Origin of the sequence: Neobacillus piezotolerans, from assembly GCF_003362805.1 — a bacterium.
Classification (GTDB): Bacteria; Bacillota; Bacilli; order Bacillales; family Cytobacillaceae; genus Bacillus_D; species Bacillus_D piezotolerans.
Window position 1 is genome coordinate 632,425 of record NZ_QNQT01000002.1, and the last position, 25,676, is coordinate 658,100.

Below are 25,676 nucleotides of genomic sequence, written 5' to 3' on the forward strand. Positions count from 1 at the left end.
AATAGAGAATCGAGAAGCCATTCCAGTTAGCTGGAGTGGCTTTTCTTTGTTTTAGGGAGGTTTTGTTTGGGGTTTATTGTGGGGGGAGGATAGGCTGCTAGCAGTTAGGTAGCGGTGTGCTAGCGATTCGTTGAGTTTTTTGGTTTTATCGTGAGATATTGGAGTTTTATCGTGAAGTTTTGGATTTTTTTCTTGAGATTATTCTGTTTTATCTTGAAGTTCACCAAAGTTACATCCGGAAGTTTCTAAGTCACTGATCAAAAAAGGGTACCCAATTAAGGGCACCCGGTATTCTATAAGATAATTTCAAATTCAGTTCCATGGCCTTGCTGGCTTTTGGCGGAGATTGTCCCGCCGTGGGCTTCGACGAGTTGTTTGGCGATGGCGAGGCCGAGGCCGCTGCCGCCGAGCGCACGGGTCCGGGATTTGTCAACGCGATAAAAGCGTTCAAATATCCTTGGCAGGTCTTGTTCGGGAATGCCCCATCCAGTGTCGCGGATTGAAATTCGTACCCTTCCGCCATCCAATGGAGCCGCTTCCACTGTGACGGCACTTCCCGGATCGGAATACTTGCGGGCGTTGTCCAAAAGGTTGACGATCACTTGCCCGAAGCGCGTAGGGTCGATACAGGCGCTCAGCCCCGCCGGGCAATCGAGACGGAGGTCGATTTGCCGTTCCCTGAAAACGGGGGCCAATTTTTCAAAAAGGGCTTTGAAAAAGGGCTTGAGCTCGACGCCGGTTTTTTCGACGGTGAAGATGTTTTCGTCCATTTTGGCGAGGTTGAAGAGTTCCTTGATGAGCTGTGCGAGTTTGCCGGATTCTTCATGGATGATTGAGAGATAGTTGTCGCGTTCAGCAGCTGTGAGATCGGGACGCCGGGCGATTTCCGCGTAGCCTTTAATGTAGGTGAGCGGGGTCCGGAGTTCGTGCGAGATGCTCGCGAGAAATTCGTTGCGTTCTTTTTTCAAAAGCTCGAGGTCCCGGGCGAGGATTTCAATCGATTGGCCGAGCTCGCCGACTTCATCGCGGGACAGTTTTGGCAGAGTGACCGAGAAATCCCCTTTGCTGATGCGCTTCGTTGCCTCGTTCATCCTGACCAGCGGCAGTGTGAGGAAGCGGGATAGGAAGGCGACGACCCCAATCATGAACAGGATCGAAAACAGGCCGGCTATAAGGAAATGCCGGTTCATGTTGGCGATAAGCTCCTTCAGCTTGCCGGTATCCTGGAACATGTAAATATAGCCCTTCAAGCCGCCATCAATCTTGACAGGGGTGACGGAGGCGATGAATGGACGGTTTTCCCAGTCGTCCTCAAGAATCATGCCTTGGCGGGGAACGCCATCGGGCCGCATGCCCATAAGTGTCTTCATGGCCGGGGTAACGGTGTTTGACGACATGAGGATCGAGCTGTACGTATCGGTCAGGATGACCATCGTGTCGGTTCTTGATTCCATGAGGGCGATGTGGCGAATGGTTTCCTCATGGAAGCTTGCTTCGAGGATTTCGCGGTGGTTATTGCCGCGTGTCATCAAGGCTGAGAGTTCATCGTGGACCCGGGAGTGAATGATGTTGCTGTGAAGGAAAACCATAAGGACGATTTGAAGCAGGATGATGGCGGCCAAAAAGACCAGGCCGATTTTGAAGGATAGTTTGTTCATGGGACTCGGCCTCCAATGCGAAAAGTAAAGTATTCGGGAAGTAAAGAACATGATTTTTATGTGTCGGCTTAGTTGAAACGCACGCCAGCCCCGAACGGATAGTAAATCTTATAATTGGACCGCATTTGCGGAAGTGGTTCTTAATGGAGATAAATTTAGGATACATCATTTCGCGGGTTTTTTGTGATGGTGTTTTTATGAATGTTGTTGGTTTGTGCCGGCGGGGAGGTTTCGCGGCTATCGCAAGCGGCCAGGCTGCCGCAAACGAGTGGTTTCCCGGGTGATTCATTAAACCAGGGGGTCCGTCACCTGCTTCAAAAACGGCAAAAAAAAGTGGGCCCTGCGTCGCAGGCGCCCGTATTATTAAAGGGAGGTTAATTAAGGTAAAGCTAGATAGTTCAAACAAAAAACTGGGTAAAACAGATGTTCAGTCAGTGTTGCGTATTGAGCAATCTGATTTGCCTTGTCGGTTTAGGCTTCATGCTGTCATGGCCCCACCATGTGCATTCTGCTTATTTCCTTACGGCATTTCAGGATCGATTCCTGAATTTTGGGTTCGTCTGGGGCTTTTTCATCCCCTTCCTTACCACATCTTTATCATAAAAAAAGGGAATGTAGATGGTATGAAGAAGTTGTGTGGTTTTTGTGAAGATGAAAATTGTTCAAATTTGCCGTGCGTTTTAGATGGTATGATGGAGGTGGCGGAAGGAGTGCATATTTATGGCGAAAATTCTCATTGTTGACGATGAAAAAATGATAATTGAAGTGCTCGAGGCCTACCTGGAACGGGAAGGGTACGCCATTGCGAAAGCCGATAACGGGGTGGATGCGCTTAAGATGGCGCGGTCGGAAAACCCTGATTTGATTATATTGGATTTAATGCTTCCGGACATTTCCGGGGAGGAAGTGTGCCGGCTTGTCAGGAAGGAGTCGGAGGTCCCGATTCTCATGCTTACTGCGAAATCGGGTGAGGATGACAAGATCAATGGAATTGTTATGGGGGCGGACGATTATGTGACTAAGCCTTTCTCGCCCAGGGAAGTTGTCGTCCGGGTCCAGGCGATTTTGCGCCGGGCCAAAAAATCAGTTGAAAAGTCCAGCAAGCTTCAATTCAAAGGCGGCCTCTCGATTGATACCGGGAAAAAAGAAGTGACCATAAATGGGGAATTGGTTAACTTGACCCCGATTGAATACAAACTTTTGACGAATATGGCCGAGAATCCGGGACGGGTGTATAGCCGGATGGATTTGCTTGAAAAGATCCAGGATGAGGGCATGTTTTATGAAGGCTATGAACGGAGCGTGGATACGCATATTAAGAATCTACGCAAAAAAATCGAACTCGATTCAAGGCAGCCGCAGTTTGTTGTGACAGTGTTCGGGATGGGCTATAAATTCGGGGGCATCCCCAATGCTTAAGACGCTGAGGGCGAAACTGTTATTTTACATCCTGTTCGTGTCCATGGTCGGGATTGTGCTCGTCAGCCTTTTTATCCAGTGGGGGTTCGACAAGAGTTTCAACAACTACCTTGAGCGGAACCGCGACCAGAAGATCGAGAGGGTTGTCAATCTTGTAAAAGCCGGGTATCAGCGTGAAGGGAAATTGGTAGATGACCAGACTCTGAGATTGATGAATGAATACGCACTGACAGAGCAGCTTTATTTTCAGGTTTACGATGTTGCCGGCCATACTCGGCGGGATACATCTGCGATCAGGGCCGTAATGAACAATATGGGGATTGCCGTGCCGGAAAATACGGAAGGCTGGCTCTCCAAGTCATATCCGCTCATTGTCACCGATAAGGCGGTTGGAGAGGTGGTCGCGATTTATCCACGGGGATTTATTAAGGATCAATCAACATTCCTGCAGACGATCCAGCTGTATATATACGGGGCGGTTTGCCTAACCGTCGTTATCGCAATCATTTTTTCGATGTTTTTTTCAAAAACACTGACGTCCGGGCTGAAGAAGCTCCAATTTGCCGCAAATCAGCTCCAAAATCATGACCTGGAAATCCGGATTCCACTCAGGGGGCTGCCTGAAGAGGTAAAGCAACTGGCGATTTCGTTCAATAATCTCGCCGAATCGCTAGCGAAAGAAGAAATGCTCCGCAAGCAGTTCACGGGGGATCTCGCTCATGAGCTGCGAACCCCTCTCGCTACATTGAGGAGCCAGATCGAGGCGTTTCAGGACGGCATCTGGGAGCCGACACCGCAGCGGCTTAAAGCAAGCCATGAGGAATTAATGCGGCTCGTCCGGCTTGTGAACGAACTGGAAAAATTGCTCGCGGCAGAAAATCCGCAAATCCAATTGCAGATGGCGAGGCTTGAAGCGGGCGCTGTCCTATCCCTTTTACGGGAAATGATTTCGCCGTCCTTTGCGAATAAGGGCGTGGAGCTTGTTTGCAGCCTTCCTGACAGGGAAGAATGGTTTTACGGTGACAAGGACAAGGTGATGCAAATCCTCTCGAATGTGATTAACAACGCGCTAAAATACACGCCTGAGGGGAAAAGAGTGTCCATTTCCGTGGCTGGCGGCAATGAATACTCGGTCGGCTTCATTATTCAGGATGAAGGGAGCGGGATTGCCGAGGAAGATATCCCGCATATATTCGAACGTTTTTACCGCGGTGACAAGTCGCGCGACCGGAAAACGGGCGGCGCCGGAATCGGCCTTTCGATTGTGAAGGCGCTCATGGATGCCCATAAAGGCAGCATCCAAGTGAAGAGCCGGTTGAAAAAAGGTACAAAGATGACGCTTTGGTTTCCACGCGAAGAAGAATGAATTCCGGGAACTGGCCGCGTCCTGAAAAGCAAACCACTCCTTGATTGGGGTGGTTTTTGCGCGGTTTGGGCAGCGCGGCGAGGAATGGTGGAGAGGGGATATCCATTATCTTTCCGGAGACTGCTAGAGACGGCGGAAGCAACAGAAATATTTCTGTTCATTAGATAGAACAACCCGTTCAGATGTTATCCACAGGTCAGAAAATTAATTTTAAAAATTCGCCGAAAGTGCCCAATTCCAGCGGTTTATCCCCATTTCGCTCCTTACATGTCCACAATTCCACAGCCAATCCCCGGTTATCCCCAGAAAAATCAAAAATACCACCCGAAATCAAGGGGTGGTATCCACAAACTCATCATTATCCACATGTGGATGAACGAACTAGCCACGTGCATTAGACTATCCCTGGCAGCTGGAAGACCGCCTGTTAGAATGCCCATTTCAAATACTATATTTCTTCCAAACCTCAAGAAATTCCGCGGCCGCTTCATTCGGTTCGGCCAATACGTCCAGGGTGGCACCGGACTGCTTGATCTCCCCGCCAACCATGATTGCAAGACTGCTCGTCAAAAACTTCACTTCCATCAGGTCGTGGCTAACGAACATCGCGGTTGTCCCGGAACTGGCGAAAATCTCCCGGAAATCCTCCATCAATTTGATTTTTGTTGGAAAATCAAGTGCTGAGAACGGCTCGTCCAGAAACAAAATCTCCGGCTCGATGATCATCGCACGCGCAAGCGACACACGCTGCGCCTCGCCGCCCGATAGGAAACGGGCGTTTTTCCGGGCCAGGTGGCTGATTTGGAACCGGTCCATCCACAAATCGACCCGCTTGGCAATCTCCATGCGTGGAATCTTCCTTAACTTCAGGCCGACCCCGATGTTTTGCGAAACCGTTGTATCAAGGAGCAGCGGCTGCTGGAGCGCGATTGAAAATTTTCTCCGCAGCCCAAGCGGCGCGCCGTTTTCCGGAACAGTTTCGCCCCTGTAGGAAATGGTTCCTTCCACCGGCGCTTCCAGGAAGGATGCAATTTTCAAAAACGTGCTTTTTCCTGCGCCATTAGGCCCCATTACGCCAAGAAAATCACCCCCAGAGATTGAAAACTCGGGGATATCAAGGACCTTCCTTTTTCCAAAATAATGCTTGATGCCCTGAAAGTGCAGATATGGATTCATAGCGGCCGCTTCCTTTGCTGAAGGGATGTTAGGATAAATGTAATCAAAAACGCCAGCGACATGAGGATAAAGGACAAGGCAATGGCAACATCGAAGTTGCCTTTTGAAACTTCCATAACAATCGAAGTAGTTAGTATCCGAGTGTCTCCTTTTATGTTGCCGCCGACCATCATCGCTGCGCCAACTTCGGCTATGACCCGGCCAAATCCGGCCATGACGGCGGCGAAGATGGCGATTTTTGCTTCTTTTAGCAGCAGCCAGAGCGATTGGGCTTTCGTAGCACCAAGGGCATTTATTTGTAAAAGAAGCTTCGGGTCAAGCGCCTGGAACGCTGATGCGGTAAGCCCGGTCACAATAGGCAGCGACACAAGGATTTGCGCCATCACGATGGCGGTGGGCGAATAAAGGAGCGACAAGTCGCCAAGCGGCCCCGAGCGCCAGAGCATGATTGTGATGCTCAAGCCCGCGACGACTGGCGGCAGCCCCATGCCGATATTGATGAACACCATCAAAAGGCTCCTCCCCCGGAACCGCGCGAGCCCGACGAGCATCCCGAATGGTATCCCGATAAGCGTGCTGATCAGGATGGACAGAAAGCACACCCTGAGGGTCAGCAGTGTGATTTCGACTATTTCCCTGTCGCCGGACAGGATCATCTCTATTGCTTTTAAAAAACCATCAACAATCAAATCCATCGCAGACAGGCCTTTCGTGTATGGTGGGGTTTGTTCAACCGATAGTTGCAAAAGAAGTATTCTATTCCATTAAACTACAAAACTTCCCCCGGATAAAATAGGGTTGCCCCCGTCCTTGGCGAAAACGGGGGCAAATATAAGGGAACTCTATAGAAACAGGAAGGGAAGATCCTGTTTGCTACTGCTTGGATCCGCCCCGCGGCAAGTGAACCGATGGAGCGGCGCTGCTTCTGTTTTTACCAGAAGAAGGGCATTTATTCGGTATACTTGAAGAACAGCGACTGGCCGTATTCTTCCTTGCCGAATTCTTCAATCATGTCTTGGGTTTTGCTGTCGACCATGAACTCGACGAACTGCTCGCCGCCATTGGCGTTGACTTTGTCGTGCTTTTCAGGGTTGACCTGCATGACATGATAAATGTTCTGCAGATCAGGGTCGCCCTCTACGATAATACCGAAATCTTGCAGATTTTTTTCCTGCGCAAGGTAGGTCGCCCTGTCAGTCAGGGTGTAGCCCTGTTTTTCAGAGGCGATTTGCAGGGTAGGCCCCATTCCCTGGCCGCTTTCAACATAATTGTCGCCGCCCGGTGTAGCGGAAATGGATTTCCAGATGCCCAGTTCTTTTTTATGCGTACCTGAATCGTCGCCGCGGGAAACGAAAACGGCTTTTGACTCAGCCAGCTTCTTGAAGGCTTCCTTCGTTGGCACGCCCTTGATTCCGGCAGGGTCGCTGGTTGGACCGACGACGATGAAATCATTGTACATGACCCGCTTGCGGTTGACTGCGTCGCCGGCATCGACAACTGCCTGTTCGGCTTCAGGGGCGTGTACGAGCAGGACATCCGCTTCGCCTTTCGTGCCCATTTCGAGCGCTTGGCCTGTACCAACGGCAATCGTTTTTACCTCTACGTTATACTTTTCTTCAAAGACAGGGATGAGCTCATCGAGAAGTCCGCTGTCCTGGGTACTCGTTGTTGTGGCGAGTATGACTTCCTGAGGCGGCTCCGCCGCTTTTTCCTTATCAGCCGGTTTCTTTTCGGAAGTTGTTCCAGAGCTTGAACAAGCCGATAACAAGAGCATGAATGCGACCATTACTGCAGATAGATAGCGATTTTTAAACATTTGCAGATTCCTCCGGTTGAGTGGTTTCATAGATTTTTGCGCCAAGTTCGCTAATGTCATAGCCTTCGAGGTTTGAGAGGCTTCGTTTGAAATTTTCCGACTGGATGTAAGAAGCCAATTTGCCGAGTGTTTCCCGGTTTTCATCTGTCCAGCGGAAAACAAGGTCGAATTGCTCCTTCGCGACCGGAATGAAGTCAAGGCCAAGGTGGCTTGCGGCTGAACGGATTCCGAATGCCGCATCGGCGGCCCCCCTGCTGATGTGGGAGGCAGTCGAAAGATGTGTCCATTCCTCATTTTCATACCCATTAATATCGGCAGGCGCGATGCCGCTCGCCAGGAGCTTCGAATCGAGCAGGAACCGCGTCCCGGAACCCTTTTGACGGTTGATGAAACGGATATCCTTCCGGGTAAGGTCGCTGAATCCAATAATGCCTTTCGGATTTCCTTTTGCGACAATGAAGCCCTGCTCGCGGGAAGCGAGCCGTATGACGGAGATTGTTTCATAGACGAACAGCTGATGGATGAACGGCAGGTTGTATTGCTGTGAAGTCGGGTCAAGAAGGTGCATCGCCGCTATATCCGCCTGTCCGCGGTATACCATCATCAAGCCTTCAAGGCTGCCTATGTAGGTTGGCTGGATTTGGAGTCCTTGGGCCGCCGCCGCTTCCTTAACAAGATGCTCGACGAGGAAGTCGTGGCTTCCGGCAAGACGCGCCTGGATTTGCCTGCTTGGCGCGGGTTGCTGTTGCTGCTCAGGGGCTGTCTTTCGGGCCGGCGCCTTCATGCTTTCCTTGTAGCGCTCGATTTCATCGTGCTCGATGCGCATCTTATTGCCGATTTTGAATGCTTGAAGCTCGCCGCGTTTGATCATTTCATACACGGTATGTTTTGAAATCTGGAAGATCCGCGCTACTTCATCGGGCGTATATGCTTTCAATTCCACGAAAGAACCTCCTTTTCATTGTCGATTAATGGCTCTTTGAGAGGTTAATTAAAATAATCTGACACTTTCATAGTAAACCATTTCCAATGCAAGGGGAAGTGAGATATGTTACAGATTGTTTAATTTTATTTGGTTTTATTAAGTTTCGTTTGGAATTGCTTGGCTTTTTGGCCATCACGATGGCTTCGACCAGATGGATTTTTGGGCGGCTTTCACATAATCTCCATAAACGTCACTGATTGTTCAACGACTCACAGATGATTTTTACTGTACTATGGAAGAGAGTCAATTCGTATAAAAGGAAGGGATGTTTATGGCAAAGCTTCTCTACGTTACCGCGACACCAAAAACCGACAGCAAACTTTCAAAAGGAATGCAGCTTGGCGAGGCGTTTATTGATGCCTTCAAGCAGGAGCAGCCGGACGTTGAAATTACACATATGCACCTTTACGATATGGATATCCCGGTAATCGACATGGACATGTTATATGCCCGCGCGAAACTGAGCTTCATGGGGAAAAAGATAGAGGAATTAAGCGAAGGGGAGAGGAAACAAATCTCCGATATGCACGCACTTGCCGATCGTTTCATCGACAATGATTACTATGTATTTGTGTCCCCGATCTGGAATCTTGGCTCGCCGGCAATTTTAAAATCGTTCATGGATAACCTTTTCATCGCCGGCAAGACCTTTGACCCCGATCCTGGCAACCGGCATGGGCTGCTGACAGGCAGGAAGGCCATCCACCTGCAGACACGCGGCGGGATTTATTCAGAGGGGCCGCTTAAGGATTTCAACTTCGGCGACCAGTACTTGACAACCGCTCTCCGTTTCCTCGGGATAGAAGTCCTCCCGACCGTTTACGCGGAAGGCGTCGACCATTTTCCGAAAGAAGTACCGGCCATCATGGCGGCAGCAAAAGAAAGCGCGGCCGAAGCCGCTCGTACGATGGCGAGAGGGTAAGAGGCGGCTGAATAGCCAGATCGGAATATTCATGGGTTGGTTCGAAAAAACAAGGCCTGGAAAACGCTCCAGGCCTTATTTTGTCGTGGCCGGCCATGTGGAAGTGAAACACGATGTTGTATTTCCTAGGAAATTGTCGAGGGTTCCATTTTCATGAAAAACACCCGCCTGGAAGGGACGGGTGCAAAAATGATTTAAAATTTGCCTGTAAATTGGAAGAAGAGGACGGCAACGCCCAAAATCCATACATAAATCGCGAATGGTTTCAGGGAGTGGTTTTTCAAATAGCCAATCATCCACCTAACCGCGATATAGCCGAAAATGGCTGAAGAAATAATACCGACGGCGAGCGCGGAGAGGGAAATCGTTTCCGCACTGCCTTCCATCAAATCAAATGACTGAAGGACGACCGCTCCGACAATGGCCGGGGTCGACAAAAGGAACGAGAAATAGGCGGCTGTCTCCCGGTCAAGCTTCCGCCATAGAGCGGCCACAATCGTAAAACCCGAACGCGAAATCGCCGGCATGATAGCCACCGCCTGGAAGATCCCAATAATGAATGAATCCTTATAGGAGATATCCTCCATTTTCTTATGGCCATTTTTAATCGATTCGGCCATCCAGAGGAAAAGCCCGGTAATGAGGAATTCCCAGCCGATTGTCGAGCCTGTTTTTGAAATTTCGTCAATGTAATCCTTGAGCAGCAGCCCTACGACCACAGCTGGAATCGTACCGATAACTAGCAGCCATGTCAGCTTGCCGAACGGGTTCTTGAGTATTTTTAAAAATTCGTGCCTGTAAAAAACGAATACAGCTGCAAGGGTGCCGACATGGAGCATCGTATCGAGCAGAAGTCCCGCTTCCTGCAGGCCAAACAAGTTCCGCCCAAGATACAGATGGCCGGTCGAGCTGATCGGCAAAAACTCCGTCAATCCCTGGATCAGCCCCAAAATGAACGCTTCAATTTTCGTTAACATCGCGTACCTCCAGATTTCATGAATGGCTCCGTAATGGAACCCGAAAATAGGATGATGCCCTTCTGGCGCATGCCCAATCAGTGGAAAACGGCCAGTCCATTAAATATGTATGCGTAAAATGAATCCAATAGCCCAGGCTGAAAACCTGTTAATAGGGAAAACTAAACAGGAAATTCCAGCATGCCCTTTCATTTTAGTAGCCCGCATGCACGGCAGTCAAGAACAAAACAAGGCAACGTGGCGACGGGTGGAAGGTGGCTTACGGGTTAGAGAAACATATTAAAAAGAAATTTGGGCAAGCCAATTTTACCCAGTACTCCCCTTTTAAGTTGAGATTTCCACCGGATGAAAATATAATGAAGTATTGGAGCCGAATCGTATTCAGGGAAATTTGAATATACGATTTTGCACCTAAATAAGTAATCTAGAAGAATTTTAAAAAATGCCCTCATTAACCTAAAAATTTTCACCCTGTAATGAACTGCCACGCCATCAGGTAATTTCTGGACCATGGAACACGGGACACTTGATTAACGGCCCGGATCCAGGCGGATTTCCTGCATCACGCGGCGGGCAGCCCCGGAAAGTATCATACAAAACCCTTGCCGTACAACTGAGGACGGGACAAAGGAGAGCACCGCCCAAATGAAAAATACTACAAAAATAGATTATAATCTCGCACTGATCCTGTTGCTGCTTTTCCTCTCAAGCTGCATAGCCATCTACAGCGCGCAAAGTTCCGGCCAATACCAGGGGAACTTCCTTCTAAAGCAAATACTATGGTACGCGGTTGGCAGCGGAATCATTGCCGCTGTTATTTCGCTTGATTCCGACCAACTGAAAAAAATAACCTGGTATGCCTATGGTTTCGGACTCTTGCTGCTTTTGGCCATCATCCTCGCACCCGAGTCGATTGCCCCGCGCATTAATGGAGCGAAATCGTGGTTCAAGGTGCCGGGGATCGGATCGCTGCAGCCGTCTGAATTTGTGAAGGTCTTTATTGTGCTGGCCCTATCCAGGCTCATTTGGGATCATCACCAGAAATACCCGTCCAAAACGATGGGAACCGACTTTATCCTCCTTGGAAAATTGGCCGCTGCCACATTTGCGCCTCTCATTCTTGTCATGAGGCAGCCCGACCTTGGCACATCCCTCGTCTTCATCGCAATCCTGGTTGGGATGATTTTCATCTCGGGCATTACATGGAAGCTGCTTGTCCCGATTTTTGCGGGAGGCCTGTCGCTTGCTGCGGGAATATTGTATTTTGTCCTCTGGAAGCCGGAGCTGCTTGAGAAATACCTCGGCGTCCAGCCATACCAGTTTGGACGTATTTATTCATGGCTAGACCCGTACAATTACCAAAGCTCGACTGGATTCCAGCTGACGCGCTCGCTTCTTGCAATTGGCTCCGGACAAACGGAGGGGAAAGGCTTCGGCAAATTGCAAGTGTATCTTCCTGAAAGCCATACGGATTTCATTTTCGCGGTGGTCGGTGAGCAGTTCGGCTTCGTCGGCGCGAGTATTTTGATTTCGCTGTTCTTTTTGCTTATTTACCACATCACCAAGGTAGGGATGGAAACAAAAAATAACTATTATACGTACTTGTGCGTCGGCGTCATTTCGATGATTACCTTTCACGTCTTCCAGAACATCGGCATGACTATCGGGCTCCTTCCCATAACCGGAATCCCGCTGCCCTTCGTCTCCTACGGGGGCAGCTCCCTCATGGGCAACATGCTCGCCATCGCACTGATTTTCTCCATTCGCTACCATTACAAAAAATACATGTTCTCGACCAAAGAATAGGTGCCTGGATGCCGGCCACCTATTCTTATTATTGAATTTTAAAGCGCCCGGTTTTATTCGATAACGCCGCTTTCAACGATGTTTACGTGGGGCTTGATGTTGACTTTTAAGCTTTTATAGTCATACTTCCGCCAATGTTTGTAGTCGAAGCCGCGGATTCTTGAGTCGGCGTAGTGCCCGAAACCGAAAGGATCGACTCCTTTTTTTTGGAATTGTTTGACGAGTTCCCCAGCATTTGAGCGGATTTGTTTTTCTAATGTCCGCTCGACTTCGTGTATGATTTTCTGGTTGAGGCCGCGCCCTGTATATTGGTTGAGGTAGCCTTTCATTTTTATGTGGACGTCGATTTCATATGGATTTCTGCGGACAATTTTCTTCTTTAGCCTGGAATTTATACTCTCAACGACTGCCTTATGTTTGCCAATGTCTACCCGGATTGACCCCCCGCTATGTTTTTGGGCCATGAGTTTAAAATAGAACATTTTGTTTCGGGGAATCTTGTCAACCATCTTCCCGTTGTTCAGCAAAGCGAGGCCGGCGATTTCAACTGCGGTCTCGCTTTTCTTTTTGATGATCGGCAGGAAGGAGGTTTTGCCCGTCTGGTAAAAATCGGACATAAATAGATGTAAGTTTGTTTTTGGCATATCCCTTGTTTTAATATTATGGTCGAGCAAATCCGCAATGTATGATGAGTTTCCCCGTTTCCCATATTGCCCCTCCAGGAGTTCCCGCGCTTCGCCATCAACAACCACCAAAAACATTTTTGTTCCAACACCGGGATCGCGCCCGAGTGAATCAACCACTTGATAAATCCCGTTTTTCGCAAAATCCATCCCGAACAATACCACCTCCAGTGCGCCCCCAACGATCGGATCTGAAGACATTTGCTGATAATTTTTAAATAGGTCCCGGGTAGGCGAGGCGGAAGACGTCAGCGTATTGTTCTCAATCTTTTGGTCGGGCAAATAATAGGGGATTAATGCTGTGCCGACAACCTTATCGCCTTCACCTAAATCGTAGCCAATCCCTGTCACAAGCCGGACATCATCGATGATTTCAGTATTCACGCAGCCACCCAATAGAAGCAGCGAGGAAATAACAATATGACAGCCAATCCATTTACGTTTTTCCATTTCTTTTTACCCTCCTGGCGATAAGCACTCCAATAAAGAGAAGGGGGATATATCCAAAATTAATAACGAACCCGGTTCTCCCTGTAAAAGTATTAAGAAAGTCGTCTTGTTCCCTGCCCCTTAATAAAACCGTTGAAACCAGCATGAGTACAGCAAATACATACACACTGTATTTTTGTTTTATTTTGTAGGTCCGTTTTAATAATCTTGTAGCCGCCCACATGCCAAGGCAGATATTTGGAATAATGATTAACAGCCACGTGGCAATCCCTATATATTCAAAACGTTCGACAAAAGGCATTTCAACAATCTTGAACATCGAAAGAGTTGCCCAAATGTTCCGCTGCAGCTGCCCTTCGGAAAAATAGCCGAAAGAAATGACGGCAATGTAAACATAGGCAAGGGTTGTGAACAAAATTCCTCGTTGCGCCCATTTATGGGAGGCCTGGGGATTTTTAATAAAAGGATAATAGGCAAGTATAAGCTCCCAGCCATTAAAAGTAAGGGACATGTTAAACGCCGCGATCCCGATTTGCTTAAAGGAATGATTGAAAATAGGGAGCAGGTCCGAATAATCGGAATAGGGTATTGTGTAAATAAAAATCAACATTAAATAAAGTGTCAGGATGATTCCGAAAAAGACCATTCCAGTAATCGTCCTGAAACCTCCCTGGATTACATAAAGCGCAAGAAGGATTAACCCAAGCCCCAACCAGAACGAACTGATTTCAGGGAACATCCAGACCTGGACGATTTGTATGAAGGTCCTTAATGTAACAACGCTGTACAGCAAAAAATAGACGACAAAAGGCAGTGTGATTAATTTTCCAAGCATTTTCCCATAAGTGAATTCATGAATAGAAACAATGTCCCCGCCAGCAATTCCCGCCATTTTATAAATCATCCAAAGAAAAGGGTGGATGGCAAGCCCGCCAATCAGGATGGCAATCCAGGCGTCATAGCCCGCGTTTTTCGCGATAATCCGCTGAAAACCGAGGACGCCGACCCCAAATTGCGATGAGTGGATAAGGAAAAAGACGAGGAATGGGGAGACCTTATATTTATCGGGAACCAATCCTGCCATTTTATCCACTCCTTTTACTCATCGATATCTTCCTTTTTCTTCAACTTTTTCATGTTCTTTGGATTGAAACGGATTGGGTTTTTCGTTCGTAAAAAGAGGGGCCTTGTTTTCTGGGCAGTGAACGGAAGCCGAATTAGAACATCCTTGTTATCTGTCAGCCTGGGAGGATAAATCGGCTCCATGAACGGCCTGTTCATTGATGTAAGCCTAATTAAATGGGTAAGCATGATGCAAAAGCAAAGGGTAATCCCAAGCAATCCCCATAGTGAAGCGAATAGTAAAAACGGGAAGCGGATTAGCCGGATTGTATTGCCCATTTTATAAACTGGCGTTGTAAATGATGCCAGCGCGGCCAGGGCTATCATAATAAGCAATACATTGCTCGTCAGGCCGGCATCTACTGATGCGGTCCCGATGACAATACCGCCAACGATGCCGATTGTCTGGCCAACCTTTGTGGGAAGCCGCGCGCCAGCTTCGCGGAGCAGTTCAATCACCAGTTCAAGAAACAACGCCTCGAGAATTGGGGGCAATGGGATCAACCTCCGGGAACTGACCAGCGTAGTCAGCAAGTCCTTCGGAATCAATTCGTAGTGAAAGGTCAAGACCGCGACATAAATGGGTGTAATTAATACTGAAAATGCAATTGAAAAAAAACGGACAACCCTGAAGAAGGATGCCACCACCCAATTCAGGAAGTAATCATCAAATGAGCTGAAAAACTCGCTAAGTGTTGTCGGACCAATCAGCGCATGCGGTGATCCATCGACAAGGACTGCCACTTTTCCTTCAGCAAGTATGGCCGCAACCCGGTCGGGCCGTTCGGTATCCAGCAGCTGCGGGAAAGGGGAGTACCTATTATCGGATATAAGCTGGACAATAAAGGAACTGTCGATGATTGTGTCAAAATCAATCGCCTTAATCCGGTCGGTAATCGTTTTAACATTGACCGGATCTGTGATGCCCTCGATATGGAAAACAGCCACCCTTGTTTTTGTCAAAGACCCGATAATAATTTCCTCTGACACGAGCTCTTTTATCGGCAGCCTTTTACGGATAAGGTTCGTATTGGTCACCAGTGATTCAACAAATGCTTCCTTTGGGCCAATTACGCTGAATTCTACTTCAGGCGCGGTAATCGACCGGACATTCGCCTCGACCGTTTCAAAAAGGGCGAACTTTCCGGGATCTGAACTGACGGTTAAAAGTAGAAAGCCCCTTAGAACCTTTTCCTCAAGCTTATCAGGTTTGTCGAGGATTTCGATGCCGGTCATCGGCACAACCGCGGTCACATCGTCAATGAACTCAAAATGCTTCTCGAGCAGGTAGGGAAGAATGTCTTTCTGTACAACTTTCTCATCGACTAGGGTTGAATAAAAGGAGAGATGAAACAATACCCCCGTCTTCCGATTCGAATATTCTTGCTGCACAAAGTCGTTCGATCGCAAAATAATTTCCGGCAGCGGCACCTCAACCCCAGCCTTTCGACCCATCGCCCACACCTCCTCAAACTTCACAAACTTATTATTGCCGGAAAAGGCAGGATTATGAAAAGGAAAATAGAAAGGGACTGTCCAATTTCAAACATAGGTTATGGAGACATTTTTATAGGGGACGGCCAGAAGGAAAGGTGAGGGAAGTGGATTCCGGGGAGAGACAACAAAAATAGAGGCGCCGCAGCAGCCTCTATTTAACAATGAAATTAAGCGTTTTTAAACCAGCCTAAAGGAGGGACGCACAATACAACGGGTGCATAAATGGATAGGCTGGAGACGGATTGAAGCGTTAAGTAATAAAAAGGCATCCACAAAAGCGGATGCCGAAGCGATTTTATATAGAAAAGGGGAGGGGGACATGCAAAAGGACATGTATTGCGACCGTTCAAATTTACCCGGCAAAAATCTTTTCAATATCGTCAAGCATCAAGTTTGCGGCGATGACTCCGCCGGCAGTATTCCAGATTGTATCACTGACTTTATGGACATTGCCGCTTTTGGCAACCTCAAGATTTTTGAAAAGAGGGTCTTCAATCCATTGCTTTTCGACCTGTGAAGCTTTTCCGTCGCCTTCTTCATATGTGAAATAGAAGAGGATGTCGCCATCCATCGCCGGGATACGTTCCTTTGTTACATTCTTTTCGGCAAAATCGTCCACATCCTGGCTTTCCGGCCGGGCAAAACCAATTTCCTCAAGGATAACACCGGAGAATGTATCCTTATGGTAAATGCGGACATCGCCAGCCATGAAACGGACCATTGAAACCTTCATGTTGAGCTTATCGCCTAGGGTTCCTTTAATGTCCTCGATTCGCTTGCCGTAATCTGCAAGCACTTCCTTGCCTTTTTCCTCTTTGTCGACAGCCTTCGCATAAAGCTCAAAGTTTTGCTTCCAGTCGCCGCGGAGCGTCTCCGCGAAAACAGTTGGCGCAATTGCGTTCAGCTGCTCATAAATGGCTTCCTGGCGCATTTTGTTGCCGATGATCAAATCCGGCTTCAATGCGGCAATCGCCTCGACGTTGACCTGGCTTTCGACGCCGACTACTTTGGTGTCCTGCATATCTTCCTTAATGTGATCGTACCAAGGGTCGCCAGTCCAGGACTGGACAGCGCCGACAGGCTTAACGCCAAGGGCCAGCAATGCTTCGGTACCTTCGTTTGTTAAAATCACAACGCGCTCGGGAGTCTTTTCAAGGGTGGTTGTTCCCATCGCATGTTCAACTGTATAGCTTTGATTCTCCCCGGTTTTAGGCTGTTCCTTGCCCTCCGAATTGTCTTTGCCGTTTCCTCCGCAAGCCGCCAGCAGCAGCACAGCGAAAATCGCCATAATCGAGAATATGTACTTTATGTTTTTCATGATAGGCGTGCCTCCTAAAAAAAAGTGATAGTTGGTATTGATAATCATTTTCAATGACATCACCATCATAGAATGATAAAATAGACCTGTCAATATCTAATTGAAAATAATTCTCAAGTATAAGGCGGAAGTGTGAACGGCTGTTTGGCTGTTTTGTGAAAAGTCGAACTTTCAAATGAAAATGATTCTCAGAATCATTGACACTCATATGGAGCCCCTTTAGACTAGAATGTAATGATTGCAGAATGTTAATGTGGGAAAGGTTTTTGCTATGGTCCTCCTGAAAAATAAAGGCATGAAATGGCTTGGCCTATTAGCCGCTATTTTAATGCTGCTTGCCCTGATGGCGGCAAGCATTGTGTTCGGCTACACCGACACAACAATTAAAATGGCCATCGATACATTTACTAATTTCAATGGATCCAATGAACATATAATCATTGAATCGGTCCGTCTGCCGCGCGCGCTCATCGCCGCAGCGGTCGGGGCGAGCCTTGGCGTGGCGGGGGTGCTCCTCCAGACCCTGACGAAAAACCCCTTGGCATCGCCGGACATTTTTGGCGTCAATGCCGGTGCCGGAATGATGGTCGTCATCGCTGTCACACTTCTTAAAGTGGACAGCATCCAGGCATTCACCTGGCTGTCTTTTTTCGGAGCCGCGGCTGCCGCAATCGGCGTATACGCGGTCGGATCATTTGGGCGCGAAGGGCTGACGCCGATGAAGCTGACACTTGCTGGTGCCGCGCTTACCGCTATGTTCGCGAGTTTTACCCAAGGGCTGCTCGTCCTGAACGAAGCGGCGCTTGAACAGGTGTTATTCTGGCTCGCCGGCTCCGTTGCCGGACGAGAACTGGACAACCTCGTTGCCGTGCTTCCTTACCTGGCTATCGGCTGGATCGGTTCACTGCTGATCGCATCGAAAATGAATGTCCTGTCGATGGGCGAGGATGTGGCGAAAGGCCTTGGCCTGAACACGGCTTTTGTTAAAATTGGCATCGGGATTCTTGTCATCCTGCTCGCCGGCGGGGCGGTCGCGGTTGCCGGGCCGATCGGATTTATCGGCATCGTCATACCTCACGTAACCCGCTCGATCGTGGGCATTGACCACCGCTGGGTCATCCCGTACGCCGCGCTTCTTGGAGCCATGCTTTTACTGGCAGCGGATATCGGCTCTCGGTACCTGCTCATGCCGCAGGAGGTTCCAGTCGGCGTCACAACCGCAATCATCGGCACCCCATTTTTCATTTATATCGCGAGAAGGGGGTTTAACAGCCGATGAGCCAATTTAGGAATATGCGTATTTTCAAAGGAAAAGTTTCCTTCCTCCTTGATAAAAAAGCACTGTTAATCTTTTCGGGTCTTGCGCTTGCCGCTTTCGCCATTTTCGTGGCCAGCACGGCAATGGGAGAAATGAAAATTAGCCCGCTTACGGTACTCCAGGTATTTTTTGGCGGCGGGACCGAAATGGACCAGCTAATCATAAAATCGTTCCGCCTGCCGCGCATCATCATCGCGCTTACAGTCGGCATGGGGCTCGCCGTTGCGGGGGGCATCCTGCAGGGAATGATCCGCAACCCGCTGGCATCGCCGGATATCCTTGGGATAACGGGCGGGGCTTCGGTCGCCGTCGTTGGCTTCCTTGCTGTATTCAGTGATAGAAGCAACGCCCTGACCGTCAGCATTGCCTGGCTCCCGGTCGCCGCGTTCATCGGCGCCGCGGCAGCTGCCTTCCTTGTTTACATTCTTGCATGGAAAAACGGCGTCTCGCCAATCCGCCTCGTCCTGGTTGGGATTGGGCTGATGGCGTTAATGAAAGCATTGACAACCCTAATGATGATACTCGGGCCTATTTATCAGGCCAGCCAGGCAAATATTTGGATTACCGGAACCGTATACGGCTCGACATGGGCGAACGTTTCAATCGCAATGCCGGCCACGGTCATATTAATAGTACTAGCCATTATTTCCGCGAGAAACCTGAACCTTCAGGAACTTGGTGATAATGTCGCGACCGGGCTTGGTTCACGTGTACAGAAGCAGCGATTTGCCCTCCTCGCGATTTCGACCGGACTGATTGGGACATCCGTTGCGTTCGCGGGCGGCATCGGATTCGTTGGCCTCATGGCTCCGCACATGGCGCGCAGGCTTGTCGGATCATCCTTCGGGGCACTGATTCCTGTATCAGCCCTGCTTGGCGGAATACTCGTCATGGCCGCGGATCTAATCGGAAGAACGATGTTTTCCCCACTCGAAGTACCAGCCGGTGTCTTCACCGCGGGAATCGGGGCGCCATACTTCATCTATCTTCTTTTTAAAACAAGGAACCAGTAAGTAAGGGCGCGAAAGAAATTCTAAATAAAGCAACTTGGTCATATTAAAAAACAAGGCAAATAAAATAAGCGATGCTACAAAAAGCCATTGGAACAAAACGCGATAACGTGTAAAGGAGCTGTCTGAAATTGACGCAAGCGCAAGCGATTGAAACGAAAGAACTGTCCCTTTCCTACGGAGATACATTGATCATAAAGGAACTCGACCTGAAAATCCCAAAAGGAGAAATCACTGTTTTCATCGGAGGGAATGGCTGTGGGAAATCGACGCTTCTCCGTTCAATTGCGCGACTGCTGAAACCAAAATCAGGGACAGTCCTGCTGGAAGGAAAGGCGATTTCTAAGCTATCAACCAGGGAAGTCGCCAAAAATATGGCGATCCTCCCGCAGACGCCTGTCGCGCCGGAAGGATTGACCGTCCTCCAGCTAGTAAAACAAGGCCGCTATCCGTATCAATCCTGGCTGAAGCAATGGTCCGAAGAGGATGAGCAGAAAGTCAACGATGCATTGAAGGCAACGGGCCTTGCGGAATTGAAGGACCGCCCCGTCGATTCTTTGTCAGGCGGCCAAAGGCAGCGGGCCTGGATTGCGATGACACTCGCGCAGGACACGGATATCCTGCTTCTTGACGAGCCGACGACTTACCTCGACATGACTCATCAAATTGAAATCCTTGATTTGCTTTTCGATTTGAACGAGCGTGAAAACCGGACAATTGTCATGGTTCTCCACGACCTGAACCTTGCCTGCCGGTACGCCCATAACATCGTCGCCATCAAGGACAAGAAAATTTATGCGCAGGGCCGTCCCGAAGTCGTCGTCAACTGCTCTCTCGTCAAAAACGTATTCGGCATGGAATGTGAGGTCACGATGGACCCGCTTTTCGGAACGCCGCTCTGCATACCATACGGTAAAGGCCGCTGCATTTTTAAAAAAACCGTCGCCGCCAATGGCTAAAATTAGTTCAGTGCCCGAACAGCAGTGTTCAGCGGATCGTTCGGTCACTAAAGGAAGATTTGGTGCCCGAACAGCAGTCGGCAACCTGTCGTTCGGTAACTAAAAGACGGTATAGTGCCTTGCACTCTTATTTAGGAAGGGGGAGTTTGTTTGGCAGTTGATTCGCATTTTTTCGTGAGTGCTGGCGAAAAGGCGGTCCTCGAGGGATTCCGTTTTTCGGACGAGCCGATGGAAGGAATGATTTCCGCAAATAGCCTGCTGGATCCGGAGGAGATGCATTCGTTCATTCAACGACTAAAGTTGACGTTCCAGACGGATTCAGATAAAGTGGCAGCATCGGTTTTCATGAAGCGGTATGCGTTTCTAGCAGTGATTGCCCTTTACACGATGAGTGCTTGGAACAAAAAGCTCGATGTCCGTCCAGAAAACATTTTTTTCGAGCCGCCCGCGGATGAGCCGAAGTGGCTTCCGAAGTTTTACCTGAAAAACACCCAGTCAGTGGCATGGAACTCCGAAGACCGCCAAACCCTTTTCCAGAAAGGAATTGCAGATTTGTTCACCAGCCACATTAACCCGGTTATCGAAATGCTCGCGAAAACCACTGGAGTGTCAAAACTAATCCTCTGGGAAAACGTGGCCATATACATGTTATGGCTGTATGAATCAAAGCTTGAAAGTACGCCAAATGCCGCCGACGACCTGGACTTTATCTTCAAAAAGGCGGAAGGGAAGTTGTTCGGCCGATATAACCGGAACCCGATCAACAAATTTTACACCGAAAAAACATATGTGGACGATTTGGACGAACTGATCCGGATCCGCCAGACATGCTGCTTCTCATATTTAACAGGCGAAAAGGCCGCGCGCTGCAAAACGTGCCCGTGCCGGAAACTTGAAATGGAAGGGAAATGCTCAAATGGACCAGAAGACGTTTGCGATGCAGTTCGAAGCCTTACTTGAAAAATATGCCGAACTCCTCGTCGGAACCTCAGACAAGGACATTACCGAAAAAGTGAAAATGTATGCCATCTACACTCACATCGCCAAAACGATGCCGGCCCTCGCCAAGCATTGGAACGCTCTCTATCCGGATGCGAAGGATGGCATGAAGGCGATTATGGAGGAAATAAAAAAGCTGAACGAAGAGCATAGGAACACAAAGCCCACTCCCTGAACCATAGGGTGTGGGCCATTTTTTTTTAAAAAGAAGAAGGTCTTAGGTATACAACTCGCAGAGTAAATGGTAAAATTAGGTAATTGTTGAATGTGACAGTGAAAAGGATCCCGTATGCCGATCATTTGCTGGACATCGAACCGCGAAATACGCGATTGTCGCTTTTCTGAAATGGAATAAGCGATTGAAACGCCGGTGGATTTTTTAGGGTAAAACGTCAAGCATGTATGTACCCGGCATTTTAAACAAAGGAGCGGATTATGAGAATTTTTTTAATTGCTGTATTGATGAGCTTTGTCGGCGGAGCCCTATTGCTGCTAGGACCGATTGGAGGCATCATCGCGTTCGGCATCGTTACCGCACTGTTGATTGAGCTGCTGATTATTTTAAAAGACGTAGAATTCAGAGTATCTAGGCTGGGCCCAAAACGGGATAAGGTAAAGGAATTTGTGGAGGAAATCCTGCTGAAAAAGGATGACGTTGATTTAAACTAACCCGGTCTAATAACCATCCAATTGAAAAAGCCCCCAACCGGAGGCTTCATTTTTTTGCCCATCGTACGGTGGGGGCATCCGCACTATTGCACATTATCGCCGTACCCCATTGGTATTCCAAAACTATTGCACATTACCGCCATAAGGAAGCTGGTCGCGGTAGCCGGAGAATTGCTGGGCCTTCTTTTGCAGCGACTGTGCCTGGGCCGGCTCAACCTTGTACCAGCCTTCCTGGAACATCAAATTGTACAAATGGCGCTGCAAATTTTGCGTCTCCGTGTACATATCGAGCACGTCCTTGTACAGGCCCATGTGGCTCGCCTCGTTCAAAAATACATCATAGCCGTGGGTCATATACTTCTCGGTCGCAAGCAAATCGTTGATAAAATCGCGGTCGTTCATTGATGGATTCTTTTCGACCTGTGTCGGCTGGTTTGAAATCGAATTATTGCTCATCGTCCGCTCCTCCTATTGCTGCATATACTGCTGCGCGTTTTGGTTTTCATGGGCGCTCAAATGGCCAAGGATTTTCTCATAATGCCGCTGGTGCATCTGCCCAACCTTTTCAGCCTCTGCCCGCATCGCCTCAATCTGGCAATGCTGCGCGTAAAAATGCGCCTTTTTCGCCGCCAGCAAATTCCATGTCAGCATATCCGTCAAATACAGCTCATCCTTGCCCGACAACACATTCGGCGGCTGCTGCATATACCCCTGCTGATTCTGCATACCCTGATTCTGCTGCTGTTGCATAACTAAAACCTCCTGAACAAAATAATCCCGCATCCGTTAACATCCCCAATGGCTTGGGAAATATTCGGGGAATGAGAAATTCATAGAAGCGAGATCAACTGTTCCTTTGTGGTTTTGAAAAGGAAGAATGAGGTTTTATTATGTGTTGAAGTTGAAAAACTCCTCCTTTAAAGTACAAGGAATAGTTCGAGGAAAGTGGAATCGATTGATATGGGTTTTCCCAAGTGCCATTTTTCGGCAAGTTATTGTATAATTAAATCGAACATATGTTCTACTTGTGTTTTTGAATGGAGGATAAGGATCGATGATGAATTCTTAGTGAGAATCTTCAGCTAGACTCCAAAAGGCTGATTGGAGAATTCAACCCTATGAAAGGAGGAGGATAAAAAATGCAATATGCTTAATCGAGGAACTTGTGGGGACAGGGGATTCCATAAAGTAAAAAAAATTCTGATCATTATATTAAGCACCAGGTTCTTGGGAAAATGCCAAACTGGTTCGGAAAGGGGGGATAGGAATTTAACATGGAAATCATATACGCCATGACCTTTATTATTAGTTGTGTGGTCTTGGGAGTACTTTTTCGCCAAATAGATATTCAATTAAAAATTACTAACATATTGGATCTGCATCTTAAAGCGAATAAAGAGGAGAACGATGATGAAAAAAAAGAGGACTCAACCCTTGGGTTGAATCCTCCCCCTGAAAAACATGATAAATAGGGATGCGCCCCTGTTTATCATATCTAGTATACCGAAAAAACAAAAAGGGAGGAATCCATTTTGCTTGAAAAATCACTAACGATTTGGGAAAGATTTGGAACAGGAAATTAAACTTAAAGTTATTGAAGCCGAAATTTATAACAAAATGGGGTATTCACCCCGGTTTTTGGGAGTTTTGTTGAAAACACGAAACAGCAAGCAGTTAGCATAGGCTACTTGCTTTTTTAACAAAATGAAAAACTGGGGCAGGCGGCAGGGCGTTAACGGCCAGCCGCCATTTCTTCCTTGAACTTCAACAAACATTTCCGGCAAATGCAGACCTTGTGTAAAAACTCGGTTGGGATAACTTCAAAGATGTCGTTAGGGAACTCTTCATGCGTGCACCAGCAAGCTTCGTTTTTCCCCGACATGCACCCGTTCTCCTCCCCGCAAAGCGGGCAAATATTCCCGGCCATCGCCAGCCCCTCCTTATCGCTTTTCTCTATTTTAAGCTTTTTTGGCGAATAGTCCCACTCAAAAACAAAGAAGGCACCCGCTTTGGGCGCCTCCGCTTTAGTCCTTTTTAAACTGATTGTTTTGGCTGTTCACCTTATTCTTCCGATGCCGAATATTATGTGGTCCAGCATTCCCCTTCACACTCGCGGCACTAACCCCGGCCTCGGAAGGATTCTTTTTTAACCTCGCCATCAACCATCACCCCTTACTTTAACATGCCCAGTTTTCAAAGAATTTATGGCGGTAATTAAGGTGATCACTATAAATGAAAAAAAAATCCCGGCACCTGGCCGGAAAATAGGGTGTCTATAGTAAATAGAGAGGGGAAAATGAAAAGTGGGGTAACTTTCCATGCCTTCATCCTATCCATTCAATATGAACACAATATGAACTTAATGTTAAGATTTCCTAAAGATCCCGGATGTTTCAAATAATATAACATGAGGCCAGGTATCGAAGTGTGGGATGCCTGGCCATTTATGCAGAGCATCAGACTTCCTTTTTTGCCATCCTTTGGTATAGGAGGATGTAGTAGTCGAGTTCCTGGCTGGCATGGAGGGTCGCATGATGGTCGATTCCGTGTCGCAGGCTTTTTTCAAGCATATCACTCCGCAACAATTCGATGTAAGCAGACAATCCGTCCAAGTCAAACAGCCGTTTGCACATCGCGAGTCCTCCTGTCGGGATTAGTCTAGGTAAAAAAAGATCCGGCTAAAAAGCCGGATATGGACTCTATATTAAAAGAGGGGGAGTATGAAAAAGTTGAGGGGTTCCTTTTCACAAACCCATCATACCGCGTGAAAATGAACAAACTATGAACAAACCTTTAACATTCCCTTAAATCTGGCACCTATTAAAAGTTGCGGGAAAGTGAAAAACTCCTTGCTAAAATCCAACAAAAAAGTGCAGGAGAAGCGCGATTGATTTTTTATAAAAGAATTAAAAAGGATTTCCTGCTTAAATATCGAACCTTAAAGCAAAAGAAAGTGGGGGATTTCGAGATGTACGAATACTTTAATGGGCTCGTGATCAGGGAAGGCACGGAAGGTGTTCCGGCCGGCAAGGTCGAGGCACTTTTCGAAGATGCAGGATGGGCCAGGAACACGCCCGAATGGCAAAAAGAAAAGTTCACACTAATTTTCAAAAACTCGACATGGGCCTTCACCGTCTGGGACAGGAATGAAATGATCGCCATGGTCCGCGTGATCTCGGACCAAATCATGGCAGCGACGATTATGGACCTTATTGTCCGCTCAGACTACCACGGCAAAGGCGTCGGCCAAAAACTCGTTTCCCTCTGCCTCCAAAAACTCCCGCACGGGGACTGGTTCGCACATACTTCCGCCAACAACTTCCCATTCTATGAAAAATGCGGCTTTGAGGTAAAAGACCCCGCCAAAAATGGCACATGCGCCTACTACGGATATATACAAGCCAGAAAGGACGGGCACCGGTAGGAAAAGGTGACACGCCTAACCAAAGCGGACACCAAGTGATGTTGGAGATATGCTTCACTTTCCCTATCCACATGATTCTCCAGTTGGATTCTGCTTGAACCC

General features: G+C 48.1%; 28 protein-coding genes. 13 read left to right on the top strand and 15 right to left on the bottom strand.

All coding sequences use genetic code 11. The features are described 5' to 3' along the window. Nucleotides 1-293: 293 nt before the first annotated feature. Nucleotides 294-1,658, bottom strand: a complete 1,365-nt coding sequence (locus DRW41_RS08060; RefSeq protein ID WP_115451441.1) for a sensor histidine kinase — start codon at nt 1,656-1,658, stop codon at nt 294-296. Between the two features lie 437 nt (nt 1,659-2,095). Between DRW41_RS08060 and DRW41_RS22645 the strand changes: the two genes are divergently transcribed. From DRW41_RS22645 to DRW41_RS08070, 3 genes are read left to right on the top strand one after another with little or no spacing between them, the layout of a single operon-like run. Beyond that, nucleotides 2,096-2,401, top strand: a complete 306-nt coding sequence (locus tag DRW41_RS22645; RefSeq protein ID WP_222928840.1) for a hypothetical protein — start codon at nt 2,096-2,098, stop codon at nt 2,399-2,401. Beyond that, a complete protein-coding gene (locus DRW41_RS08065) occupies nt 2,379-3,077 on the top strand; it encodes a response regulator transcription factor (protein ID WP_115451442.1) in 699 nt (232 codons plus the stop codon). Before DRW41_RS22645 ends, DRW41_RS08065 begins: the two co-directional genes overlap by 23 nt. Continuing rightward, on the top strand, nt 3,070-4,443 hold the full coding sequence (locus tag DRW41_RS08070; protein WP_115451443.1) for a HAMP domain-containing sensor histidine kinase: 1,374 nt from the start codon (nt 3,070-3,072) through the stop codon (nt 4,441-4,443). Before DRW41_RS08065 ends, DRW41_RS08070 begins: the two co-directional genes overlap by 8 nt. A 441-nt stretch (nt 4,444-4,884) precedes the next feature. Here the strand turns inward: DRW41_RS08070 and DRW41_RS08075 are convergent, their stop codons facing one another. The 4 genes from DRW41_RS08075 to DRW41_RS08090 all read right to left on the bottom strand — a co-directional run bounded on the left by DRW41_RS08075 (nt 4,885) and on the right by DRW41_RS08090 (nt 8,378). Next, a complete protein-coding gene (locus tag DRW41_RS08075; protein WP_115451444.1) occupies nt 4,885-5,619 on the bottom strand; it encodes an ABC transporter ATP-binding protein in 735 nt (244 codons plus the stop codon). After that, nucleotides 5,616-6,314 (bottom strand): ABC transporter permease, encoded by a 699-nt coding sequence (locus DRW41_RS08080; RefSeq protein ID WP_115451653.1) that lies wholly within the window; start codon nt 6,312-6,314, stop codon nt 5,616-5,618. The genes DRW41_RS08075 and DRW41_RS08080 overlap by 4 nt, the downstream gene beginning before the upstream one ends. Before the next feature lie 254 nt (nt 6,315-6,568). Further along, on the bottom strand, nt 6,569-7,435 hold the full coding sequence (locus DRW41_RS08085) for an ABC transporter substrate-binding protein (protein ID WP_181884465.1): 867 nt from the start codon (nt 7,433-7,435) through the stop codon (nt 6,569-6,571). Further along, the gene (locus tag DRW41_RS08090) at nt 7,428-8,378 is read right to left on the bottom strand and encodes a helix-turn-helix transcriptional regulator (RefSeq protein ID WP_115451445.1); all 951 of its coding nucleotides are present in this window, start codon (nt 8,376-8,378) and stop codon (nt 7,428-7,430) included. The genes DRW41_RS08085 and DRW41_RS08090 overlap by 8 nt, the downstream gene beginning before the upstream one ends. Nucleotides 8,379-8,691: 313 nt before the next feature. Between DRW41_RS08090 and DRW41_RS08095 the strand changes: the two genes are divergently transcribed. After that, entirely contained in the window at nt 8,692-9,342 is a 651-nt protein-coding gene (locus DRW41_RS08095) for an FMN-dependent NADH-azoreductase (RefSeq protein WP_115451446.1), read from the top strand. 194 nt (nt 9,343-9,536) lie between these two features. On the opposite strand, the gene DRW41_RS08100 is transcribed toward DRW41_RS08095, so the two are convergent. Continuing rightward, the gene (locus DRW41_RS08100) at nt 9,537-10,319 is read right to left on the bottom strand and encodes an undecaprenyl-diphosphate phosphatase (RefSeq protein WP_115451447.1); all 783 of its coding nucleotides are present in this window, start codon (nt 10,317-10,319) and stop codon (nt 9,537-9,539) included. A 645-nt stretch (nt 10,320-10,964) separates the two neighbouring features. Between DRW41_RS08100 and DRW41_RS08110 the strand changes: the two genes are divergently transcribed. After that, entirely contained in the window at nt 10,965-12,125 is a 1,161-nt protein-coding gene (locus DRW41_RS08110; protein WP_115451449.1) for an FtsW/RodA/SpoVE family cell cycle protein, read from the top strand. Nucleotides 12,126-12,178: 53 nt separating this feature from the next. Here DRW41_RS08110 and DRW41_RS08115 read toward each other — a convergent pair whose 3' ends face one another. From DRW41_RS08115 to DRW41_RS08130, 4 genes are all read right to left on the bottom strand, one after another. Beyond that, nucleotides 12,179-13,258, bottom strand: a complete 1,080-nt coding sequence (locus DRW41_RS08115; RefSeq protein WP_115451450.1) for a Ger(x)C family spore germination protein — start codon at nt 13,256-13,258, stop codon at nt 12,179-12,181. Continuing rightward, entirely contained in the window at nt 13,245-14,342 is a 1,098-nt protein-coding gene (locus DRW41_RS08120; protein WP_115451451.1) for a GerAB/ArcD/ProY family transporter, read from the bottom strand. Before DRW41_RS08120 ends, DRW41_RS08115 begins: the two co-directional genes overlap by 14 nt. A gap of 14 nt (nt 14,343-14,356) precedes the next feature. Next, nucleotides 14,357-15,835: a spore germination protein gene (locus DRW41_RS08125; protein ID WP_115451452.1), complete on the bottom strand. Its 1,479-nt coding sequence runs from the start codon at nt 15,833-15,835 to the stop codon at nt 14,357-14,359. Between the two features lie 394 nt (nt 15,836-16,229). Further along, the gene (locus DRW41_RS08130) at nt 16,230-17,195 is read right to left on the bottom strand and encodes an ABC transporter substrate-binding protein (RefSeq protein ID WP_115451453.1); all 966 of its coding nucleotides are present in this window, start codon (nt 17,193-17,195) and stop codon (nt 16,230-16,232) included. A 295-nt stretch (nt 17,196-17,490) separates the two neighbouring features. On the opposite strand from DRW41_RS08130, the gene DRW41_RS08135 reads away from it, so the two are divergent. The 6 genes from DRW41_RS08135 (at nt 17,491) to DRW41_RS08160 (ending at nt 22,150) form a co-directional block, all read left to right on the top strand. Continuing rightward, nucleotides 17,491-18,474: a FecCD family ABC transporter permease gene (locus DRW41_RS08135; RefSeq protein WP_245959377.1), complete on the top strand. Its 984-nt coding sequence runs from the start codon at nt 17,491-17,493 to the stop codon at nt 18,472-18,474. Next, the gene (locus DRW41_RS08140) at nt 18,471-19,526 is read left to right on the top strand and encodes a FecCD family ABC transporter permease (protein ID WP_115451454.1); all 1,056 of its coding nucleotides are present in this window, start codon (nt 18,471-18,473) and stop codon (nt 19,524-19,526) included. The genes DRW41_RS08135 and DRW41_RS08140 overlap by 4 nt, the downstream gene beginning before the upstream one ends. A 128-nt stretch (nt 19,527-19,654) precedes the next feature. After that, nucleotides 19,655-20,482 carry an ABC transporter ATP-binding protein gene (locus tag DRW41_RS08145; RefSeq protein WP_115451455.1) on the top strand — a complete coding sequence of 276 codons (828 nt, stop codon included), beginning with the start codon at nt 19,655-19,657 and terminating at the stop codon, nt 20,480-20,482. Between the two features lie 150 nt (nt 20,483-20,632). After that, on the top strand, nt 20,633-21,442 hold the full coding sequence (locus tag DRW41_RS08150) for an IucA/IucC family C-terminal-domain containing protein (RefSeq protein ID WP_115451456.1): 810 nt from the start codon (nt 20,633-20,635) through the stop codon (nt 21,440-21,442). Further along, nucleotides 21,399-21,656 carry a DUF2573 family protein gene (locus tag DRW41_RS08155; protein WP_115451457.1) on the top strand — a complete coding sequence of 86 codons (258 nt, stop codon included), beginning with the start codon at nt 21,399-21,401 and terminating at the stop codon, nt 21,654-21,656. The genes DRW41_RS08150 and DRW41_RS08155 overlap by 44 nt, the downstream gene beginning before the upstream one ends. A 260-nt stretch (nt 21,657-21,916) precedes the next feature. After that, nucleotides 21,917-22,150 (top strand): hypothetical protein, encoded by a 234-nt coding sequence (locus tag DRW41_RS08160; protein ID WP_115451458.1) that lies wholly within the window; start codon nt 21,917-21,919, stop codon nt 22,148-22,150. Nucleotides 22,151-22,273: 123 nt separating this feature from the next. Here DRW41_RS08160 and DRW41_RS08165 read toward each other — a convergent pair whose 3' ends face one another. Then, the gene (locus DRW41_RS08165; protein WP_115451459.1) at nt 22,274-22,606 is read right to left on the bottom strand and encodes a spore coat protein; all 333 of its coding nucleotides are present in this window, start codon (nt 22,604-22,606) and stop codon (nt 22,274-22,276) included. Between the two features lie 12 nt (nt 22,607-22,618). Next, nucleotides 22,619-22,900: a hypothetical protein gene (locus DRW41_RS08170; RefSeq protein ID WP_115451460.1), complete on the bottom strand. Its 282-nt coding sequence runs from the start codon at nt 22,898-22,900 to the stop codon at nt 22,619-22,621. A 524-nt stretch (nt 22,901-23,424) separates the two neighbouring features. Between DRW41_RS08170 and DRW41_RS08175 the strand changes: the two genes are divergently transcribed. After that, entirely contained in the window at nt 23,425-23,622 is a 198-nt protein-coding gene (locus DRW41_RS08175) for a hypothetical protein (protein ID WP_115451461.1), read from the top strand. A gap of 260 nt (nt 23,623-23,882) precedes the next feature. Here the strand turns inward: DRW41_RS08175 and DRW41_RS08180 are convergent, their stop codons facing one another. The 3 genes from DRW41_RS08180 to DRW41_RS08190 form a co-directional block, all read right to left on the bottom strand. Continuing rightward, nucleotides 23,883-24,077 (bottom strand): cysteine-rich CWC family protein, encoded by a 195-nt coding sequence (locus tag DRW41_RS08180; protein ID WP_115451462.1) that lies wholly within the window; start codon nt 24,075-24,077, stop codon nt 23,883-23,885. Nucleotides 24,078-24,174: 97 nt separating this feature from the next. Further along, nucleotides 24,175-24,309: a YuzL family protein gene (locus DRW41_RS08185; RefSeq protein WP_082306974.1), complete on the bottom strand. Its 135-nt coding sequence runs from the start codon at nt 24,307-24,309 to the stop codon at nt 24,175-24,177. 297 nt (nt 24,310-24,606) lie between these two features. Next, nucleotides 24,607-24,783, bottom strand: a complete 177-nt coding sequence (locus DRW41_RS08190; RefSeq protein WP_115451463.1) for an aspartyl-phosphate phosphatase Spo0E family protein — start codon at nt 24,781-24,783, stop codon at nt 24,607-24,609. Between the two features lie 335 nt (nt 24,784-25,118). Between DRW41_RS08190 and DRW41_RS08195 the strand changes: the two genes are divergently transcribed. Then, nucleotides 25,119-25,574 (top strand): GNAT family N-acetyltransferase, encoded by a 456-nt coding sequence (locus tag DRW41_RS08195; protein ID WP_115451656.1) that lies wholly within the window; start codon nt 25,119-25,121, stop codon nt 25,572-25,574. Nucleotides 25,575-25,676 lie beyond the last annotated feature (102 nt).

Coding starts and splice junctions, on each gene's coding strand:
- DRW41_RS08060 (WP_115451441.1), bottom strand. CDS start 1,658: ATGAACAAACTATCCTTCAAAATCGGCCTGGTCTTTTTGGCCGCCATC.
- DRW41_RS08065 (WP_115451442.1), top strand. CDS start 2,379: ATGGCGAAAATTCTCATTGTTGACGATGAAAAAATGATAATTGAAGTG.
- DRW41_RS08070 (WP_115451443.1), top strand. CDS start 3,070: ATGCTTAAGACGCTGAGGGCGAAACTGTTATTTTACATCCTGTTCGTG.
- DRW41_RS08075 (WP_115451444.1), bottom strand. CDS start 5,619: ATGAATCCATATCTGCACTTTCAGGGCATCAAGCATTATTTTGGAAAA.
- DRW41_RS08080 (WP_115451653.1), bottom strand. CDS start 6,314: ATGGATTTGATTGTTGATGGTTTTTTAAAAGCAATAGAGATGATCCTG.
- DRW41_RS08085 (WP_181884465.1), bottom strand. CDS start 7,435: ATGTTTAAAAATCGCTATCTATCTGCAGTAATGGTCGCATTCATGCTC.
- DRW41_RS08095 (WP_115451446.1), top strand. CDS start 8,692: ATGGCAAAGCTTCTCTACGTTACCGCGACACCAAAAACCGACAGCAAA.
- DRW41_RS08100 (WP_115451447.1), bottom strand. CDS start 10,319: ATGTTAACGAAAATTGAAGCGTTCATTTTGGGGCTGATCCAGGGATTG.
- DRW41_RS08110 (WP_115451449.1), top strand. CDS start 10,965: ATGAAAAATACTACAAAAATAGATTATAATCTCGCACTGATCCTGTTG.
- DRW41_RS08115 (WP_115451450.1), bottom strand. CDS start 13,258: ATGGAAAAACGTAAATGGATTGGCTGTCATATTGTTATTTCCTCGCTG.
- DRW41_RS08120 (WP_115451451.1), bottom strand. CDS start 14,342: ATGGCAGGATTGGTTCCCGATAAATATAAGGTCTCCCCATTCCTCGTC.
- DRW41_RS08125 (WP_115451452.1), bottom strand. CDS start 15,835: ATGGGTCGAAAGGCTGGGGTTGAGGTGCCGCTGCCGGAAATTATTTTG.
- DRW41_RS08130 (WP_115451453.1), bottom strand. CDS start 17,195: ATGAAAAACATAAAGTACATATTCTCGATTATGGCGATTTTCGCTGTG.
- DRW41_RS08135 (WP_245959377.1), top strand. CDS start 17,491: ATGAAATGGCTTGGCCTATTAGCCGCTATTTTAATGCTGCTTGCCCTG.
- DRW41_RS08140 (WP_115451454.1), top strand. CDS start 18,471: ATGAGCCAATTTAGGAATATGCGTATTTTCAAAGGAAAAGTTTCCTTC.
- DRW41_RS08155 (WP_115451457.1), top strand. CDS start 21,399: ATGGACCAGAAGACGTTTGCGATGCAGTTCGAAGCCTTACTTGAAAAA.
- DRW41_RS08160 (WP_115451458.1), top strand. CDS start 21,917: ATGAGAATTTTTTTAATTGCTGTATTGATGAGCTTTGTCGGCGGAGCC.
- DRW41_RS08165 (WP_115451459.1), bottom strand. CDS start 22,606: ATGAGCAATAATTCGATTTCAAACCAGCCGACACAGGTCGAAAAGAAT.
- DRW41_RS08170 (WP_115451460.1), bottom strand. CDS start 22,900: ATGCAACAGCAGCAGAATCAGGGTATGCAGAATCAGCAGGGGTATATG.
- DRW41_RS08175 (WP_115451461.1), top strand. CDS start 23,425: ATGGAAATCATATACGCCATGACCTTTATTATTAGTTGTGTGGTCTTG.
- DRW41_RS08180 (WP_115451462.1), bottom strand. CDS start 24,077: ATGGCCGGGAATATTTGCCCGCTTTGCGGGGAGGAGAACGGGTGCATG.
- DRW41_RS08185 (WP_082306974.1), bottom strand. CDS start 24,309: ATGGCGAGGTTAAAAAAGAATCCTTCCGAGGCCGGGGTTAGTGCCGCG.
- DRW41_RS08190 (WP_115451463.1), bottom strand. CDS start 24,783: ATGTGCAAACGGCTGTTTGACTTGGACGGATTGTCTGCTTACATCGAA.
- DRW41_RS08195 (WP_115451656.1), top strand. CDS start 25,119: ATGTACGAATACTTTAATGGGCTCGTGATCAGGGAAGGCACGGAAGGT.